Source organism: Paenibacillus ihbetae, assembly GCF_002741055.1.
In the GTDB taxonomy this organism is placed as follows: Bacteria; Bacillota; Bacilli; order Paenibacillales; family Paenibacillaceae; genus Paenibacillus_AQ; species Paenibacillus_AQ ihbetae.
In genome coordinates, this window is sequence record NZ_CP016809.1 from 6,347,170 (window position 1) to 6,363,726 (window position 16,557).

Consider the following 16,557-nt stretch of genomic DNA (forward strand, 5'->3'; position numbering starts at 1 on the left):
TTTTTTTTGAAAATTCATGGTTAGGAGAGATGTGGAATGAGTTCGTTGGTTCTCGATTTTAAGGAAATGGCAAGCAATCAGCTTTGGCTGATTGGCGGAAAAGGGTTACATTTAGGGGAATTATCAAAAATCGAAGGAATCCTGGTTCCTGAAGGATTTTGCTTGACGACCGAGGGATATCAAAGAGCCATCGAACACAACGAAACCTATCACGCCTTGCTCCATCGGCTAACCATGTTATCCGCAGAAGATCGAGATCACATTGGTGAGATCAGCAAGCAGATACGCCAAACCCTTCTGGAGGCTGAGATCCCTCCCGAAGTAGTGACAGCAGTATCGGACTCTCTCTCCCGGTTCGGGGAGGAGCATGCTTATGCCGTGCGATCCAGCGCGACCGCCGAGGATTTGCCGCATGCCTCTTTTGCGGGGCAGCAGGACACCTATTTAAACATCATCGGTAAAGATGCTATCCTGCAGCACATCCGCAAATGCTGGGCTTCCCTATTTACGGATCGCGCGGTCATCTACCGAATGCAAAATGGCTTCGGCCATGGTCAGGTTTATTTGTCCGTGATCATACAAAAAATGGTTTTCCCGGAGGCTTCGGGAATTATGTTTACCGCAGATCCGATGACCGGAAGCCGCAAGGTGGTCTCTATCGATGCAGGTTATGGACTTGGGGAAGCGCTGGTCTCTGGCTTGGTATCCGCCGATGGTTACAAGATAAGGGAAGATGAAATCATCGAGAAGCGGGTCGCAGCCAAAACGATGGCGATCTATGCTCGAAGCGAAGGCGGAACCGAAACAAAACCGATCCATCCCGACCAGCAAAAGTCTCAGACCCTTACGGATGAGCAAATTTTACAGCTGGGACGCATCGGAAGACAGATTGAAGCCTATTACGGTCAGCCCCAAGATATCGAGTGGTGTTTGGCTCAGGATAACTTCTATATTGTTCAGAGTCGGCCCATTACGACATTATTTCCGATCCCTGAAGCGAAGGACCAAGACAACCACGTCTACATCTCTGTGGGTCATCAACAAATGATGACGGATCCCATAAAACCATTGGGATTGTCTTTTTACCTGTTAACCACACCCGCACCCATGCGTACGGCGGGCGGAAGGTTGTTTGTTGATATCGCACCCCGGCTGGCCACGCGTGCCGGCCGGGAAGCTTTAATGCATACATTAGGATCGGATCCGCTTATAAAAGGAGCCCTCATGACCATCATCAAGCGGGATTATATAAAATTGTTACCCGATGATCCAACAGTACAGGTTCCGGGAAGAGGTAATACAGATTCGACGTCGCTGATCGATAACGATCCCGTAATCGTTTTGGATTTGATTCAGCGTAGTCAGGCTTCGATCGAAGAATTAAAACAAAACATCCGAACGAAGTCGGGATCGGATTTGCTGGATTTTATCTTGGAAGATATCCAGGAGTTAAGAAGGATTTTGTTTGACCCGCAAAGCACGGCCGTGTTTATGGCTGCCATGAATGCTTCAGCATGGACCAATGAGAACATGAATGCGTGGTTGGGCGAAAAGAACGCGGCAGACACCCTTTCTCAATCAGTGCCGGGCAATATTACCTCGGAAATGGGGCTGGCGCTATTGGATGTCGCGGATGTGATTCGTCCTTATCCGGAAGTCATTGATTATATGCAGCATGTCAAAGATGACAACTTTATGGATGAATTGGTTAAGCTGGATGGCGGGCAGGAAGCCCGTGACGCGATCCAAGGTTTCCTTGACAAATATGGCATGCGTTGTGCCGGAGAAATCGATATCACCAGAACCCGTTGGAGCGAAAATCCAAGTACGCTCGTCCCTTTGATTCTGGGCAACATCAAACACTTTGAGCCTAATGAAAGCAGCCGGAGATTTGAGCAAGGCAAGCTCGAAGCTTTGGACAAGGAAAATGAATTGTTAGAGCGGCTGAAGCAGCTGCCGGACGGCGAGCAAAAAGCCAAAGAAACGAAACGAATGATCGATCTCATCCGGAATTTCATCGGCTACCGGGAATACCCGAAGTACGGCATGGTGAGTCGCTATTTCGTTTATAAGCAGAGTTTGCTGAAAGAAGCCAAACGCCTCGTACAAGCGGGCGTTATTCACGAACAAGAAGATATCTTCTACCTCTTCTTCGATGAGCTTCACGAAGTCGTACGCACAAACCAGCTTGATGATCCGGGTTGCAGGGCAGAACAGCAAGCAACGCTTGCGACCAGACAGATCATCAGCAAACGGAAAGAAGAGTACAAGGTATATGAAAAACTGTCCCCACCGCGTGTCATGACATCAGATGGCGAAATCATCAGGGGGGAGTACAATCGAGAAAACCTTCCGGACGAGGCCATGGCAGGTCTGGCCGTTTCCTCCGGCGTTATCGAGGGAAAAGCTCGCGTTATCTTAAACATGGAAGACGCGGATCTGGAAGAAGGGGATATTTTAGTCACCTCCTTTACCGACCCGAGCTGGACACCGTTGTTTGTATCCATCAAAGGCCTGGTCACCGAAGTTGGCGGATTAATGACCCATGGCGCGGTCATTGCGCGTGAATATGGCTTACCGGCCGTAGTCGGCGTTGAGGATGCTACCAAACGGATAAAGGATGGGCAGCATATTCGGGTGAATGGAACCGAAGGCTATGTTGAAGTATTGGAATGAACGGTTAATTCAAGGAAAAAGGCTTTGACCTGATAGACGGCATCCCATCCGAACAGTCACTAATGCATTGGGGAGGACTGCCAAGGGAAGTAACCCGAAATGACGGGGTATCTTCCTTGGTTGTCCTGGAGCAATTCGCGTCAATAGAGCGTTAAACTGTCCTCTCCACCCTGGATCATTCTCGTCACCGCATCGTAGAGATTCGGCGGATGCTCGGCGATACGATGGCACAGATAGAGAAACCACTCCTCGCCGTATGTCAGATAAATGCGTACGGGTACGCCTTGATTCTTCAGGCGCTTGGATAATTCCGGGCGGATGCCGTACAGCATCTCGATTTCGACGGCACCCTGGACTTCCTGGAAATTGCAGAGGATATGTTCGATGAGCCGGTCATCGTGGGTCGCTACCGAAACCTTTCTGCCTGCCCGGATCCCCATGTCCACAAGCTGAATGTAGCGTTCGTTAAGTAGCGGCGAGCGCGGGATGTACTCGCCTTCCCGTTCCTGATAGGCTCCCTTTACGATCCGGATCGGCGCGCTGCCCCCGGAAAGGATCATCTCCAGATCAGTAAGCGTACGGGGAAGATGGGCCTGCAGTGTGATCCCGACATTAGGGTATGCAGGAGATACCTTGTTAACAATGGAGAGAATGGCATCCGTCTTCGCCGATTCCTCCATGCTGATCATGAGCTGTAATCCGGCTTGTTCTGCTTGTTCGGCGAGACAAAGCAGATGATGGCAAGCGAGACCGGGATCGACGGATAATCCAATGTGAGACAGGTCGAGCGAAATGCGGAGTCCCTCCGTCGATTCATTCGAACAAGTCTGGATGATCGATGAGAACTCCATAACGGCTTTCGTGCACTCTTCTTCTGTGAGTGTATTCTCCCCGATGTACTCCAGTGAGGTGAGATAGCCCTTGTTAAGCAAGGACTTATTGCATGCAAGTCCCTGCAGGCGATGCTCGCCTGCAACAAAACGCTCGGCAACGCGCAGCAGCAACGGATACAGCTCCTTCGATTGCCGTATTTGGTCTTTAAGCTGTAAATTTCGGGCGATGGACTTCAAAGCGTCAGCAAACATCTGTTCCGATATCGGCAGGTTCATAACACACCTCGCATCTTATGAGTTTTTTTTGATTGTACAATTCGCGTGCAAGGCGGTCTTGTAAAAAATTGCGGTCAACTTGAAGCTGCCCTTATATATTGAAGCGGAGTCGTGCCGACACAGCCCGAGAAAGTTCTCGTAAAATGGCTTTGATCGTAGAATCCCGCGTCAAAAGCCACGTCGGCAATCGGCCGGCCGTTTAGCAGCTCCCGCTTGGCATAATTGATGCGCAATAAATTTTGATAGGCATGGGGAGCAAGGTGAAACGTCGCATTAAACAGCCGGATCAGATGGAATTTGCTGACACCCGAGATCTCTTGCAATGTATCCAGCGTGATGCGCTCTTTGTAATGAAGGTCTAGATATGATTTGACCTGAAGTACGGCCGGAGCTGCACGATCCATGTCCGGGACGGGAGGGGAGGGCTGCACAACGACCTCCGTGAGATGCATCAATTCCAGAAGCATCGACTCGATCTCTAGGGGCGAGGCATCCTCGCGAAGCAGCGACCGGCAAGCAAGGATCAATTGTCGGCATCGGTTCCCCCGAGCCCCTTGGAGAAGAACCGGAAAATGCGGACGATGGATCTCAAGATCGCAAGGCACACCGGCAAACCATTCGGGATGAATAAATATCATGGTATATTTCCAAATGGAGGGATTGTCCGGATGACAGGCATGAGGAACCAGCGGGGGGAAGCAGACGACTTGTCCCGCTGAAGCCTGAAACTGCTGTCCTTCTGACCAGACGCGAGTGGATCCTTCCTCAACCAAACCGATGGAGAGCTCTTCATGAAAATGTTTTTTATAAGATAGCTGATTCAGGGAATCGCATTGCTTCAGCTCCAGAAACGGCAATTCGGGGCTGCGAACGAAGGTTATTCCGGACATAGAGCTAACTCCTTTCAAAACCGAAAATGATATGAAGCCAACGGTTGTTATGGGACAGATGTGTATGAAGCGATAGTTCTTCCTAAATTAAGGGAAGCGTAGGTTTAGCTTAAAGTCAATGGAATCATTCTGAAATTCACTTAATTATTGTATAATTTTGATTGCAAAGCTCCTGACGGTCATTCTTCATTGGTTGGAGCTTGGCGGTATTTTTGGCAGGTTAAACTGGATGATCTGGAGATATTGCTTAAGATGACCTACGAGGTTTTTGGTTCAATGGATCAAATGTAAACAACAATTTCGATACATTGTCGATGACGAGAAGGAGGTATCTGATGTGGGCTGTTGTAGAGCAAGACGAGTTTGGAACGAGCGTCCGGTTCGAACGCCGATTGAATCATTCCGTGGAGTTGACGAGAGACCGATAGAATCCCGCAAAGATGCGTGGGCGGTTAAATATGAATGGTACAGAAAAGAGTTTGAGAAGCTTGGCGGACATTGATAAGGAGTACATGAACATTGGAAATGATGGAGCTTCGAATTCCGGCGGGTTTTGCCGTTTGCTACAATAAGTTTTATGATGTTGAACCTGAGCCGGATGCAGATGGATTTATCAAGAACTGGCACTATTTCACCGAGGATCTGCTGCAAATCATTCAGATGAGGCTGGAGAAGGGTGAATGGAGCGTGCCCAAAAGCGGGCAGGAGAGATTGATTATCGACTTAGGCTGGTCACCGGACTCGAGTGCCAGCGGAGAATATCTGTTGGTGGTCGTAAATGATAACTGGGATACATTAAAGGAAATGCGGTCTAGAAATCGCTACGAGATAAAAGAAACGCTTGAAAAGTGGCTGGAATTGATTAGGACGCAACAATTATAAATGAGTGAATCTAGTTGCAGCCGATCAGATGTATGTAGTGAAGAGATGGCGGGCTTGTACGTGTGGAGTAACTTCCAGCTTGACGCCGGCAAAGATTTCAAGTACCATGTAAAAACAATAAAAGCTGTAATCAAGGACACGAATCTTTAAACGAGTGCCGTTCAGAGAAAGAGGACACGGGCTGAAATCCTCTTCGGTAACCGTAAGGATTTACCACCTTGTAGCTGCGATGTGGAAATCAAGGATGACCCTTGAGTGTAAACGTCGCCGGGGATTCCCGTTACAGGATGAGATGAGGATTCGCTTCATCAGCGGGTCGAATTAGGGTGGAACCACGAGCGCGCTCGTCCCTTTGCGGGATTAGCGTGCTTTTTTGCGTGGATCGAAATGAAATGAAAAGAAAGAAAAGCGTTGACCAAGGACATGAATCCTTAGACAAGTGCCGTACAGAGAAAGAGGACATGGGCTGAAATCCTCTTCGGCAATTCTAAGGATTTACCGCCTTGCAGCTGCGATGTGGAAATCAAGGATGACCCTTGAGTGTAAACGTCGCCGGGGATTCCCGTTACAGGATGATATGAGGATTCGCTTCACCAGCGGGTCAAATTAGGGTGGAACCACGAGCGCACTCGTCCCTTGCGGGCAGGTGCGCCTTTTTGCGTTCAAAATTTTCGCTATTTGAATGGAGGAACTCACATGAAATTGAAAGTAATGCTGCCCGATGGAGGTATTCGGGAATATGAGCGGGGCACAACGCTTGAGCAAGTTGCAAAATCTATAGGTGCAAGCTTGATGAAGCATGCGGCTGCCGGAAAAATCAACGGCACACCGGTTGATTTAAGCCGGACGATCGAGGAGGACTGTCAGGTCGAAATTATTACGCTTGACAGTAAAGAGGGGATCGAAATCCTCAGACACAGCACGGCCCATTTAATGGCGCAGGCCATCAAACGCTTATACGGAAACCAGGCAGTCAAGCTTGGAATAGGACCTGTCATCGAAGACGGCTTCTACTACGACATAGACCTCGGTCAACCGTTATCTACCGATGATCTTGCATCTATCGAGAAAGAGATGGAGCGGATCGTCCAAGAGGATCTTCCTATCGTTCGCCGTGTTGTCAGCCGTGAAGAAGCAGTAAAGATTTTCAGCGAAGATCCGTTAAAGCTGGAGCTAATTCAGGATCTGCCTGAGGATGCCGTCATTACGATTTATGATCAGGGCGAGTTTTTTGACCTTTGCCGCGGACCGCATTTGCCCTCTACAGGTCGAATCAAGGCCTTTAAATTGATGAGCGTTGCGGGCGCATATTGGCGTGGGGATTCCAACAATCCAATGCTTCAGCGGATATACGGAACGGCGTTTCCGAAAAAGGCTCAGCTGAATGAACATTTACAGATGCTCGAACAAGCCAGGAAGCGCGATCACCGGAAGCTGGGCAAAGAGCTCGGATTATTTATGTTCTCCGAAGAAGCGCCCGGCATGCCTTTTTATTTGCCAAAAGGAATGGTCATCCGCAATGAACTTGAACATTTCTCGCGTGAAGAACAGCGGAAGCAGGACTACGAAGAAGTCCGCACACCGTTTATGATGAACCAGAAGCTGTGGGAGCAATCCGGTCACTGGGATCATTATCATGAAAACATGTACTTCACGGAAGTCGACGAAACAAAATTTGCCCTGAAGCCAATGAATTGTCCGGGACATATGCTGATTTTTAAAAACAGCCTGCATTCCTACCGGGAACTTCCGATCCGCATTTCCGAATTCGGTCAAGTACACCGACATGAGTTTTCGGGTGCCTTAAACGGAATGATGCGTGTGCGTACATTCTGTCAGGACGATGCGCACATCTTTGTAAGACCCGACCAGATCGAGGATGAAATCGGCCGAGTCATCGAATTGATTGACCGGATTTACCAAGTGTTTGGCTTTGAATACACAATTGAGCTGTCGACTCGGCCAGAACAATCAATGGGCTCCGAGGAATTGTGGGACCAGGCTGAATCTGCCCTGCAAAATGTCTTGGATCGCATGGGAATCGTTTATCGATTGAATGAAGGCGATGGGGCATTCTACGGGCCCAAAATTGATTTCCACATTCTTGATGCTCTAAAGCGAAGCTGGCAGTGCGGGACGATCCAGCTTGATTTTCAAATGCCGGAGAAATTTGATCTTTCGTACATCGGGGAAGATAACCGGAAATACCGGCCCGTTGTGATTCATCGGGCGATCTTTGGCTCCATCGACCGCTTTGTCGGCATTTTGACAGAGCATTATAGCGGCGCGTTTCCGCTCTGGCTGGCTCCGGTTCAGGTCAAACTGTTGCCTGTATCGGATCATCATCTCAATTATGCGCTTCAAGTTAAGGCAGCCCTTAGCGATGCGGGCATTCGGGTAGAAGTGGACGGGCGCAGCGAAAAGCTAGGCTATAAAATAAGAGAGGCTCAGCTGCAGAAGGTTCCCTTTACGCTCGTACTCGGAGAAAACGAAGTTGCCTCCGGTACCGTCGCCGTGAGGAAACGTGGCGAAGGAGACCTTGGAGTACAGCTAGTGGACGATTTCAAGGACCAAGTTTTGAAGGATATCCGCGAGAAAAAGTAATAGCCAAGGTTCCGCTTGTCCGTGCACGAATCGGTTTGAAAAGCAACCACCCCGGAATATTTCCGTATACTTCCTTTTCCCAGCGGGTAATAACTAACAGGACAGTAATCACGTGAAGGAGAGAGGGGTTGGAGGAAATGAAGCGTAGAGTGTTAATTACGGGAGCGGCAGGTACTATAGGAAGCGCAATATTCAAGGGGCTTCAACAGGACCACCGATATGACGTTGTCGGAGCGGATATACAGGCGGACGAAATGCAGGGCATTATACAAATGGATATCGGTGATGAAGCCCGGCTGGTAGAGCTAACGCAGGGGATTGACACAGTGATTCATTTTGCCTGGATCAAAGACGAGGGCGATTTTCTAGGAAAGGTCCTGGCTGGCAATGTGAGCGGTGCCTACAAGTTATTCGAGGCGGCGGTGAAAAACGGCGTGCGCCGTATGATATTTGCCAGCTCCAATCACGCAACCGGATATTACAGGACTGACGAGAAGGTTGGTCCCCATGATCCATACCGTCCGGATAGCTTTTACGGGCTCAGCAAATGTTATATTGAACTGCTGGGCAGGCTTTACTCGGATCAAGGCAAGATCTCCTCGTTCAATATTCGTATTGGCAACTTTCCCGGGGATGATCGTCCTCATTCTGAGCGTGCGGGTCATATCTGGATATCCGAGCGTGATATGCTTCAATTGATCATTTGTTGTATTGAAGCTGACGACGAGCTGAAATATTTGAATCTGTACGGTACATCAGCCAACAGCGATAACTATTACAACATCGATTATCTGGAGGAACTGATCGGATACAAACCTGAGGATGATGCGACAAAGCTGCTTGAGCTGGCCAAGGCAGCAGGACGCAGCGTGCGTCAGGATGAAACGATCTATCAGGGCGGACAGCAAGCGTAAGGAATGAGCTATGTGACAATGTTGTCACTCGAAACATCGTTTTGTAATAGGAATCGATGGGAAAAGATTGATGTCCCCCTTATACTGGAAATGTTAGATTTCCGAAGGGGGCATCCACTAATGAGTGATGTAATTAAAGCAATCATACTCGGCATTATAGAGGGCTTAACCGAATTTTTGCCGGTATCTTCTACTGGACATTTGATATTAGCAGGCAGCTTGCTAAGCTTTGAGGGAGACGCTGCGATAACTTTTAAAATTGTTATTCAGTTGGGTGCGGTCATGGCCGTTCTCATCCTTTATTGGAAAAGGTATATGGCGATTGGGTCTAATCTGATTCGCATGGATTTTTCCCGAAGCCGAGGATTAAATGTCATACATATGGTTTTGGCTATGTTACCGGCGTTAATCGTATATCTTCTGCTCAAGGACACGATAAAAAGTCATTTGTTCGGCCCAACCCCTGTCTTGATCGGTCTAGTGGCCGGTGCCGTATTGATGATCATCGCAGCCAGGAGCAGGAGAACCGAAACCGCCGATACGATGGATCGGATAAATTATAAACAAGCCTGCGGGATCGGCCTGTTCCAATGCTTGGCACTATGGCCGGGATTCTCGAGATCGGGTTCGACGATATCCGGCGGACTTTTGCTAGGGACCAGCCAAAAAGCCGCTGCAGATTTTACCTTCCTAATCTCCGTGCCGGTTATGTTTGGTGCGACCCTGCTGGATTTATACGATAGTCGGGATTTGCTAAGCTCGGATGATGTCGTATTGATGTTAATTGGCTTTGCGACATCCTTTCTAGTGGCCATGATTGCAGTCGTAACGTTTATCAAGCTGATTAAGCGGCTTCGGTTGGAATGGTTTGCGCTGTACCGGTTTGTTTTGGCGGCACTCTTCTATTTTATCATCATGCTGTGAGCGGGAATGAACCGCTCTTTCTTTTTTTCTTTTAAAATATCCGGTTACATAGGATTGAAAACCAATGTATCGAATAAGAAAAATAAGCAACATCAAGGGATCCATTCTTCGAAGGACTTGCAGCAGGAAGAGGACAGTATCGATTGTTACATTAGGCTCGTCACAGCTGTAAAAGAGAGGTTGGGATCAGTTTGCAACAAAGTGAACATTATGACGTCGCAGTTCTGGGAGGAGGACCGGCCGGCATCGCTGCAGCCATCCGTGCGGCCCGGAGCGGAGCACGAACGATTCTGATCGAGCGTTACGGCTTCCTTGGTGGTATGTCTACATTGGCATTGGTTTATCCATGGATGACGTTCCACACGGCTGTTGGGGATCAGGTCATTAAGGGCATTGCGCAAGAAATTGTGGATCGATTAATGCAGCTTGGAGCATCTCCGGGACATTTGCGGGATACGGTCGGTTTTGTATATTCATTAACTCCCTATCACCCGGAAGTGTATAAAGTGTTGGCCTTTGACATGCTGCAAGAAGCGGGGGCAAACTTGCTGCTGCATTCATATGTTACAGACGTTGATGTACAAGACCAGCGCATTACAGCGGTAACCGTTCAGAATAAAAGCGGTCGCAGGCGGATCGCTGCCAAAGTATTCGTCGACGCGACGGGTGACGGGGATGTTGCCTTCGCAGCCGGCGCGGCTTGGGAGCAGGGGAATCAGAGCAAGAAAGTGCAGCCGATGACCATGAAATTCCGGATGCGCGGCGTTGATCTTGCAGCGGTCAAGGCATACATGCAGCGTAATCCGGAACAATTTTATGAGAAGTCGCTAATCTCCGAACTGGATCAGCTTCCGTTGACGGGAGTGATGGGATTCTACAAAGCGTGGGAAGAGGCGGGACTGCCGATTCCTAGAGATGGCGTGCTGTTCTTTACCGGACCTGGTCTCGATGAGGTGTTAGTTAACGTATCGCGGGTCTCGGGATTAGATCCGACGGATGCGGAACATCTTACCGCTGCAGAGATTGAAGGCAGGAAACAGGTGCTCCTGCTCGAACGGTTTTTCCGGGAGCACATCGCGGGGTTCGAGAAGGCCGTTGTCAGCGCAGTCGGCACGCAGATCGGCATCAGGGAGACAAGACGAATCCTTGGCGAATATGTGCTGAGCGGTTTGGATGTATTGGATGGGAGGCGGTTCCCTGACGTCATTGCAAGAAGCGGATACCCGATCGATATTCACAATCCGGAAGGGGCAGGCGTTACGGCTAACTTCATCCGCGAAGGCGGTGCTTACGACATTCCTTACCGCAGCATCGTTCCACGAGATGTCGATAATCTGCTGCTTGCCGGACGCTGTATCTCAACTACCCATGAAGCGCAAGCAACGACGCGCCTGACGCCGAGCTGCATGGCCATAGGCGAAGCGGCGGGCGCGGCGGCGGCTCTGGCAGCTCGTATCGATTGCCGTGCCGCCGAAGTGCCGATTGATCAATTGCAGTCGGCACTTCTTGAGGGTGGAGCGGAGCTGGGAATCAACCGCTAGTCAGATATATGGCGATAAACCCATAATGACCCTAACTTCATATTTCGATGAAGCGCAGCGGGAATGCTGCGCTTTTTCGTTGGATGAGAGCAAGCTTATCCAAGGCTGCGGTTTTGAACGGAGGAAGAGACACTTGAAGTTTTTTTATCAAATTTGAACCTTATTGGGCGATGGAGCCAATATCAAGTGTAAGTCCGAAAATGGAGGCAGGCCCTATGAATGAAATGGATATTAAACCTTGGCTCATCCGGATGAGCCAGGGCGATGAAGAAGCGTTCCGGGCAGTTTATGATTTCACGCGCGATCAGGCATATGGATTAATCTATTACCTGGCTCCCAACAAACAAGATGTCCCCGACATTATGAGCGAGGTATATATCGAGCTGATCAAGAGCCTGGACAATTATGAGCAAGAGCAGAAATTCAGCTCTTGGTTCAACGGCTTGATTATCCGGCAAGTTCGGAACTGGAAGCGAAAAAGCTGGCGAAGGAGCCGTATGCTGGAAAGGGTGAAGGGAGTATTCTCCGAACCGCCTCCTTTGGCGTTGGAAGATCGCGTATCCCTCCTGAGTGATCGGCTGGAGCTGATTCCGATGCTCGAAGCGCTGCCTTTGAAGCTGAAAGAGGTTGTCGTCCTCAGGTATTATCAGGATTTGACGCTTGAAGAAATCGCCGATTTGGTGAAGGTTCCAATAGGGACGGTAAAATCAAGGCACCATCATGCCCTGAAGCGGCTGCGCCACATGTATGGCCAGCGCGACCACAGAAAGGAGCGGGACGGCTATGTCTATTGAGCAGCAATTGAAAGATGAGTTTCAACATAACGCCAAAAACGTGGTGTGTCCTCCTTCTATCGATATGCGAGTAATGAGCGCCTACAAGGAGCAAGTGAAGGAGAAGAAGGGGGATCAACCTATGGAAAGAAGGCGGAGATGGCCCAAGGCGGTAATGGTCATTTTGATGATCGCGGTCGTAAGCGGATTTGCTTATGCGGGGAGAACGCTGCTGTTCGAAGATACGAGAGGCAATATGACGATGTCTGCCATAACGCTGGAGGAGTTAAAGTTAAGCAAGTCTCAGCTCGAGCGGATCAGCCAGGCCCGAAATGAGGTGAAAGCCCAGTTGAATCCGGGAGAATCCGCCGTTGTCTATTTAACCGATTTGGGCAACGTTAGAAGCTTGCCGTTCATTCCAGTCTCGCAACCGGACGTGAACGAGGACCTCGATGCCTGGCGAAAGGCATTAAAGGAGCGTCATTTTGATAGGATGCCTCCGGATTCCATACTTGGAACGTACAGGTTCGCTGGGGGAATGGAGCTTTCTCCTTTCGGTACTTATATGGGCTCCGAAACGGATAGCGCAGCTTTGCTGGAAGAGTTAAAGGCCGAGATTGAGGAGACGGGACAAGACTACATTTGGAGAAAAACGCCCGCACCAGCCTCATTACCGTTGTTAACGTACACCACCGTGTACCGCAATGCAGATCATGCAACGTTATATTTGATCATGGAAAACGCCCCCGATTCCAGAGTGAAAATACAGTTGTTAGCCCCGCCCTCAGCTGAACATGAAGAGCTGGACCTAAATGGACACGCGGCTCATTATTTTAAAAACGATTCCTATGTATACACCGATAGTCATTTCTATCAAGAAATCAGCTGGATGATTGAACAGGGCGGCAAGTCGGTCATTTATCGTTTAGGCAGCGACTCGCCTGCAATGAGTAAAGAGCAGCTGGTGGAGGCTGCGAAAAATTTATAGGATGGCTTGAATATAATTTGGATCGAGGAACATGAGCAGCTGTATTATTGCATTGACTTAACCGGGAACTTAACGTACGAAAAATGAATATAAGCATAAAACCGGCACAATGATGTGCCGGTTTATCCATTTTGATATGTAAAAAAACCTCTAAAAAAGACATGGGTACATAATAATATATAAAAAAAATCAACATAAGTCTATTTATTTTCCGGTAAAAACCGTATGTTATTTATGCGACCGCGGCGCAATTCGAGAACCTACGAAGGGACATGATATGCATGATTACGTTAAGAAAAATAACCCTGGATAACCGACGTGACATCTTCAACCTGGAAGTAGCCGAGGAACAAAGGCGCTTCGTTGCGTCTAACTTGTCGAGCGTGGCTTCGTGCTATGTTTTAGAAACCAATGGAGGCCGTCCATTTCCGTTCGCCATTTACTCGGATGGGCAGCCGGTCGGTTTCGTTCTGATGACTTATGGAATTACCGGGTATGAACTCCCGTCAGTGGCGCACGACGGCTATTGTATTTTACGGCTGATGATTGACAAGCATCACCAGAATCGGGGCTACGGGCGGGAAGCGATGAACAAAATCTTGGAGTTTATTCGCACATTTCCTGCTGGGCCTGCGCGATATTGCTGGATTTCATATAAGGCAGATAATTTACCCGCCAAAAAACTATATGAGAGCTTCGGATTCATTGACAACGGCGAGATTATAGGGGATGAGCTAATCACCGTTTTGGCACTCTGATGTTCATGCTGAACTCAACAAGAAATCCATTGACGAGGGATTTAGACGGTGCTATAATCCTACTTAACTTATCGGAAATAATATAATTACAGTCAATTTCACTTACCGAACTGCTGGAAGTGAACGATTGGTCTGTAGCGCTCGATAACTTTTATATCAAAATCAATAGCATTATGAGATGCGTATTCTACCGGACAACCGGAGATGCATCCTTGGATCATGAATGTGGTCCGAGGTGCGTCTTCCGGTTGTTTTTTATTCGGTTCTTTAAGAGGATGCAGCGACTATGCAGTATAGAGCACTGGGGAGAACCGGAGTCCGGGCACCATTACAGATCAGGAAGGTGACATCATTATGAGTTCTAATCAACGTCAATTGCATCTTGGATTGTTTCTATTCGGGACAGGCTATCATCCCGCGGGCTGGAGGCTGCCCGAAGGGAAAACCGACGGCGCTTACGATCCCCAATTCCTGAAGGAGGTTGCCCAAAAGCTCGAGAAAGCCAAGTTCGATTTCTTTTTCCTGGGAGACAGACTGGCCACGAGCACAGATATGCAGTACTTATTTCCTTCGCAAATGACGCGGCTCGAGCCGTTCACCATGCTGTCCTACCTGGCAGCGGCAACGGATAAAATCGGTTTGATCGGAACGGTGAATACCACCTATGCTGAGCCTTACAACATCGCGCGGTTTACCGCCTCGCTGGATCATTTGAGCCGGGGCAGAGCTTCATGGAATGTCGTGACTGGCTCCGATACCCGGGCTGCGCTGAATTTCAGCCGGGAGAAGCATTGGGATAACGCCAAGCGCTACGATTATGCCGAGGAGTTTATCGAAATCGTCAGCGGGCTGTGGGACACCTGGGAGGACGATGCACTCCAGCGGGACAAGGCTAGCGGCGTATTCGCCGATGGCAGCAAGGTGCACGAGCTGAACCATGTCGGAGAACACTTTTCCGTTGCGGGGCCGCTGAACATTCAGCGTCCGATACAGGGACAGCTGCCGCTGATCACGGCTGGAACCTCCTTGCGCAGTCAAATGCTGGCCGCCAAATATTCCGACATGGTCTTTACAGGAACGAATGTGAAGGAAGTCGCCGTGACATTTTACAAGGAAGTGAAGGGGCGTTTGCGGGAGTATGGGAGGAAGGATTCGGATTTGAAGATCCTTCCCGGCTTAGTTCCGATCGTCGGCCGAACGGAAGAAGAGGCCCGTGCTAAATATGCGGAAATGAATGAACTGGTCGTTACCGATTACGATTTGGGGCCGCTGTCCGATAAGATCGGAATCGACCTCAGGGGATACTCGCTGGACGATCCGCTGCCGGATGTATCCGCTTCGGAAACCGCGCTGCAGTGGGCTGACTTGGCCAGAGCGGCTAACGGGCGAGAGGATATTACGGTCCGGGATCTGTTCTATTTCTTTACCGTAACGGTGCGGGGACATTTGCTCGTGGTCGGAAGCGCGCAGCAGGTTGCGGATATTATCGAGGAATGGTTCAGGGATGAAGCCGCCGACGGGTTCAATGTATGTCCTCCTTATATGCCGGGCGGTCTGGACCTGTTCCTGGAGCTGGTTGTGCCCGAGCTTCAGCGTCGGGGCTTGTTCCGTACCGAGTATGAAGGCAGAACCTTCCGTGAGCATCTGGGATTAAGTCGCCCGCGGAACCGTTTTGAACGGATTGCCAAGGGGTGAGCCTGATGAAAGCAAGGAAAGCCAAGAAAAAGAAGATGATCTGGGCGGGACAAGCCGGCTTGCTTCTGGTCGTATTGGGGATCTGCGAGCTTCTGGTTCGCACGGAGACCGTCAGCAGCTTGTATCTGCCCGCACCCTCCCAGGTATTTCGAGAGCTGCTCAAACTGTTAGGCGACGGGGAAATCTGGAAGCATCTGTACGTTACATTGGCCGAGTTCACTGTAGGCTACGGCTTAGCCGCCTTTGGCGGTTTGGCCGTCGGCATGGCTCTGGTGCTGATCCCTTGGGCAGAGCAATTCTTTCGACCGTATCTCTCGGCATTGATGGCTATTCCGAAGGTCACGATCGTTCCTTTGCTTGCGCTTTGGCTCGGGATCGGGATCACGCATAAAATATCCATTGTGTTCCTGTTCTGTTTCTTTACGATTACAGTCAATACGATGACCGGGATCAAGCAGACGGCGGATAATCATCTGAAGGTCGCCAAAGTATTTGAGGCTACGCGCTACCAAACGATCATGAAGGTAATTCTGCCATCAGCTGCGCCCACGATTTTTGCCGGTCTTCGATTATCGGCGGCAACCGGATTAGTCGGAGCTCTGTTTGGGGAGATGCTCGCCTCGAAGGATGGCCTTGGCAACATACTTGTGAAGGCTACGTCGCTGTATAATACGGCCCAGGCCTTTGCTATCGTAGCGCTCGTTACCGTCGTATCCGTACTCATCATTGCATTGATCGATTGGTTGGAACGCAGCGTGTTTTTGAAATGGAAATCGTCATAGATCATCGAAAATGGCTTACTT

The 16,557-nt window shown here is 49.5% G+C and carries 13 protein-coding genes and 1 other annotated feature; of the genes, 11 read left to right on the forward strand and 2 right to left on the reverse strand.

The window, feature by feature from the left end:
* Window positions 1-36 precede the first annotated feature (36 nt).
* A complete protein-coding gene (gene ppsA, locus BBD41_RS28480) occupies window positions 37-2,676 on the forward strand; it encodes a phosphoenolpyruvate synthase (RefSeq protein WP_099480078.1) in 2,640 nt (879 codons plus the stop codon).
* 140 nt (window positions 2,677-2,816) lie between these two features.
* Here the strand turns inward: ppsA and BBD41_RS28485 are convergent, their stop codons facing one another.
* Window positions 2,817-3,785, reverse strand: a complete 969-nt coding sequence (locus BBD41_RS28485; protein ID WP_099480080.1) for a proline dehydrogenase family protein — start codon at window positions 3,783-3,785, stop codon at window positions 2,817-2,819.
* 74 nt (window positions 3,786-3,859) lie between these two features.
* Window positions 3,860-4,675 carry an AraC family transcriptional regulator gene (locus tag BBD41_RS28490; RefSeq protein WP_077566512.1) on the reverse strand — a complete coding sequence of 272 codons (816 nt, stop codon included), beginning with the start codon at window positions 4,673-4,675 and terminating at the stop codon, window positions 3,860-3,862.
* Window positions 4,676-5,200: 525 nt separating this feature from the next.
* Here BBD41_RS28490 and BBD41_RS28500 point away from each other — a divergent pair.
* The 10 genes from BBD41_RS28500 (at window position 5,201) to BBD41_RS28545 (ending at window position 16,536) form a co-directional block, all read left to right on the forward strand.
* Window positions 5,201-5,557 (forward strand): hypothetical protein, encoded by a 357-nt coding sequence (locus BBD41_RS28500; RefSeq protein WP_237087135.1) that lies wholly within the window; start codon window positions 5,201-5,203, stop codon window positions 5,555-5,557.
* A 402-nt stretch (window positions 5,558-5,959) separates the two neighbouring features.
* Window positions 5,960-6,197 (forward strand) — a binding site (T-box leader).
* 56 nt (window positions 6,198-6,253) lie between these two features.
* Window positions 6,254-8,161 (forward strand): threonine--tRNA ligase, encoded by a 1,908-nt coding sequence (thrS, locus tag BBD41_RS28505; protein WP_099480084.1) that lies wholly within the window; start codon window positions 6,254-6,256, stop codon window positions 8,159-8,161.
* Between the two features lie 137 nt (window positions 8,162-8,298).
* On the forward strand, window positions 8,299-9,075 hold the full coding sequence (locus tag BBD41_RS28510) for an NAD-dependent epimerase/dehydratase family protein (RefSeq protein WP_099480843.1): 777 nt from the start codon (window positions 8,299-8,301) through the stop codon (window positions 9,073-9,075).
* A gap of 120 nt (window positions 9,076-9,195) precedes the next feature.
* Window positions 9,196-9,999, forward strand: coding sequence for an undecaprenyl-diphosphate phosphatase (locus BBD41_RS28515; RefSeq protein WP_099480085.1), 804 nt, complete (start codon window positions 9,196-9,198; stop codon window positions 9,997-9,999).
* Window positions 10,000-10,190: 191 nt separating this feature from the next.
* Complete coding sequence (locus BBD41_RS28520) at window positions 10,191-11,540, forward strand: FAD-dependent oxidoreductase (RefSeq protein WP_099480087.1); 1,350 nt, start codon at window positions 10,191-10,193, stop codon at window positions 11,538-11,540.
* A 215-nt stretch (window positions 11,541-11,755) separates the two neighbouring features.
* Window positions 11,756-12,334, forward strand: a complete 579-nt coding sequence (locus BBD41_RS28525; protein WP_099480088.1) for a sigma-70 family RNA polymerase sigma factor — start codon at window positions 11,756-11,758, stop codon at window positions 12,332-12,334.
* Entirely contained in the window at window positions 12,324-13,301 is a 978-nt protein-coding gene (locus BBD41_RS28530) for a hypothetical protein (RefSeq protein WP_099480090.1), read from the forward strand. The genes BBD41_RS28525 and BBD41_RS28530 overlap by 11 nt, the downstream gene beginning before the upstream one ends.
* 281 nt (window positions 13,302-13,582) lie before the next feature.
* Window positions 13,583-14,059, forward strand: coding sequence for a GNAT family N-acetyltransferase (locus BBD41_RS28535; RefSeq protein WP_099480092.1), 477 nt, complete (start codon window positions 13,583-13,585; stop codon window positions 14,057-14,059).
* Between the two features lie 354 nt (window positions 14,060-14,413).
* The gene (locus BBD41_RS28540; RefSeq protein ID WP_099480094.1) at window positions 14,414-15,754 is read left to right on the forward strand and encodes an LLM class flavin-dependent oxidoreductase; all 1,341 of its coding nucleotides are present in this window, start codon (window positions 14,414-14,416) and stop codon (window positions 15,752-15,754) included.
* A gap of 5 nt (window positions 15,755-15,759) precedes the next feature.
* Window positions 15,760-16,536 (forward strand): ABC transporter permease, encoded by a 777-nt coding sequence (locus tag BBD41_RS28545; protein WP_099480096.1) that lies wholly within the window; start codon window positions 15,760-15,762, stop codon window positions 16,534-16,536.
* Window positions 16,537-16,557 lie beyond the last annotated feature (21 nt).

Coding starts and splice junctions, on each gene's coding strand:
- ppsA (WP_099480078.1), top strand. CDS start 37: ATGAGTTCGTTGGTTCTCGATTTTAAGGAAATGGCAAGCAATCAGCTT.
- BBD41_RS28485 (WP_099480080.1), bottom strand. CDS start 3,785: ATGAACCTGCCGATATCGGAACAGATGTTTGCTGACGCTTTGAAGTCC.
- BBD41_RS28490 (WP_077566512.1), bottom strand. CDS start 4,675: ATGTCCGGAATAACCTTCGTTCGCAGCCCCGAATTGCCGTTTCTGGAG.
- BBD41_RS28500 (WP_237087135.1), top strand. CDS start 5,201: ATGATGGAGCTTCGAATTCCGGCGGGTTTTGCCGTTTGCTACAATAAG.
- thrS (WP_099480084.1), top strand. CDS start 6,254: ATGAAATTGAAAGTAATGCTGCCCGATGGAGGTATTCGGGAATATGAG.
- BBD41_RS28510 (WP_099480843.1), top strand. CDS start 8,299: ATGAAGCGTAGAGTGTTAATTACGGGAGCGGCAGGTACTATAGGAAGC.
- BBD41_RS28515 (WP_099480085.1), top strand. CDS start 9,196: ATGAGTGATGTAATTAAAGCAATCATACTCGGCATTATAGAGGGCTTA.
- BBD41_RS28525 (WP_099480088.1), top strand. CDS start 11,756: ATGAATGAAATGGATATTAAACCTTGGCTCATCCGGATGAGCCAGGGC.
- BBD41_RS28530 (WP_099480090.1), top strand. CDS start 12,324: ATGTCTATTGAGCAGCAATTGAAAGATGAGTTTCAACATAACGCCAAA.
- BBD41_RS28535 (WP_099480092.1), top strand. CDS start 13,583: ATGATTACGTTAAGAAAAATAACCCTGGATAACCGACGTGACATCTTC.
- BBD41_RS28540 (WP_099480094.1), top strand. CDS start 14,414: ATGAGTTCTAATCAACGTCAATTGCATCTTGGATTGTTTCTATTCGGG.
- BBD41_RS28545 (WP_099480096.1), top strand. CDS start 15,760: ATGAAAGCAAGGAAAGCCAAGAAAAAGAAGATGATCTGGGCGGGACAA.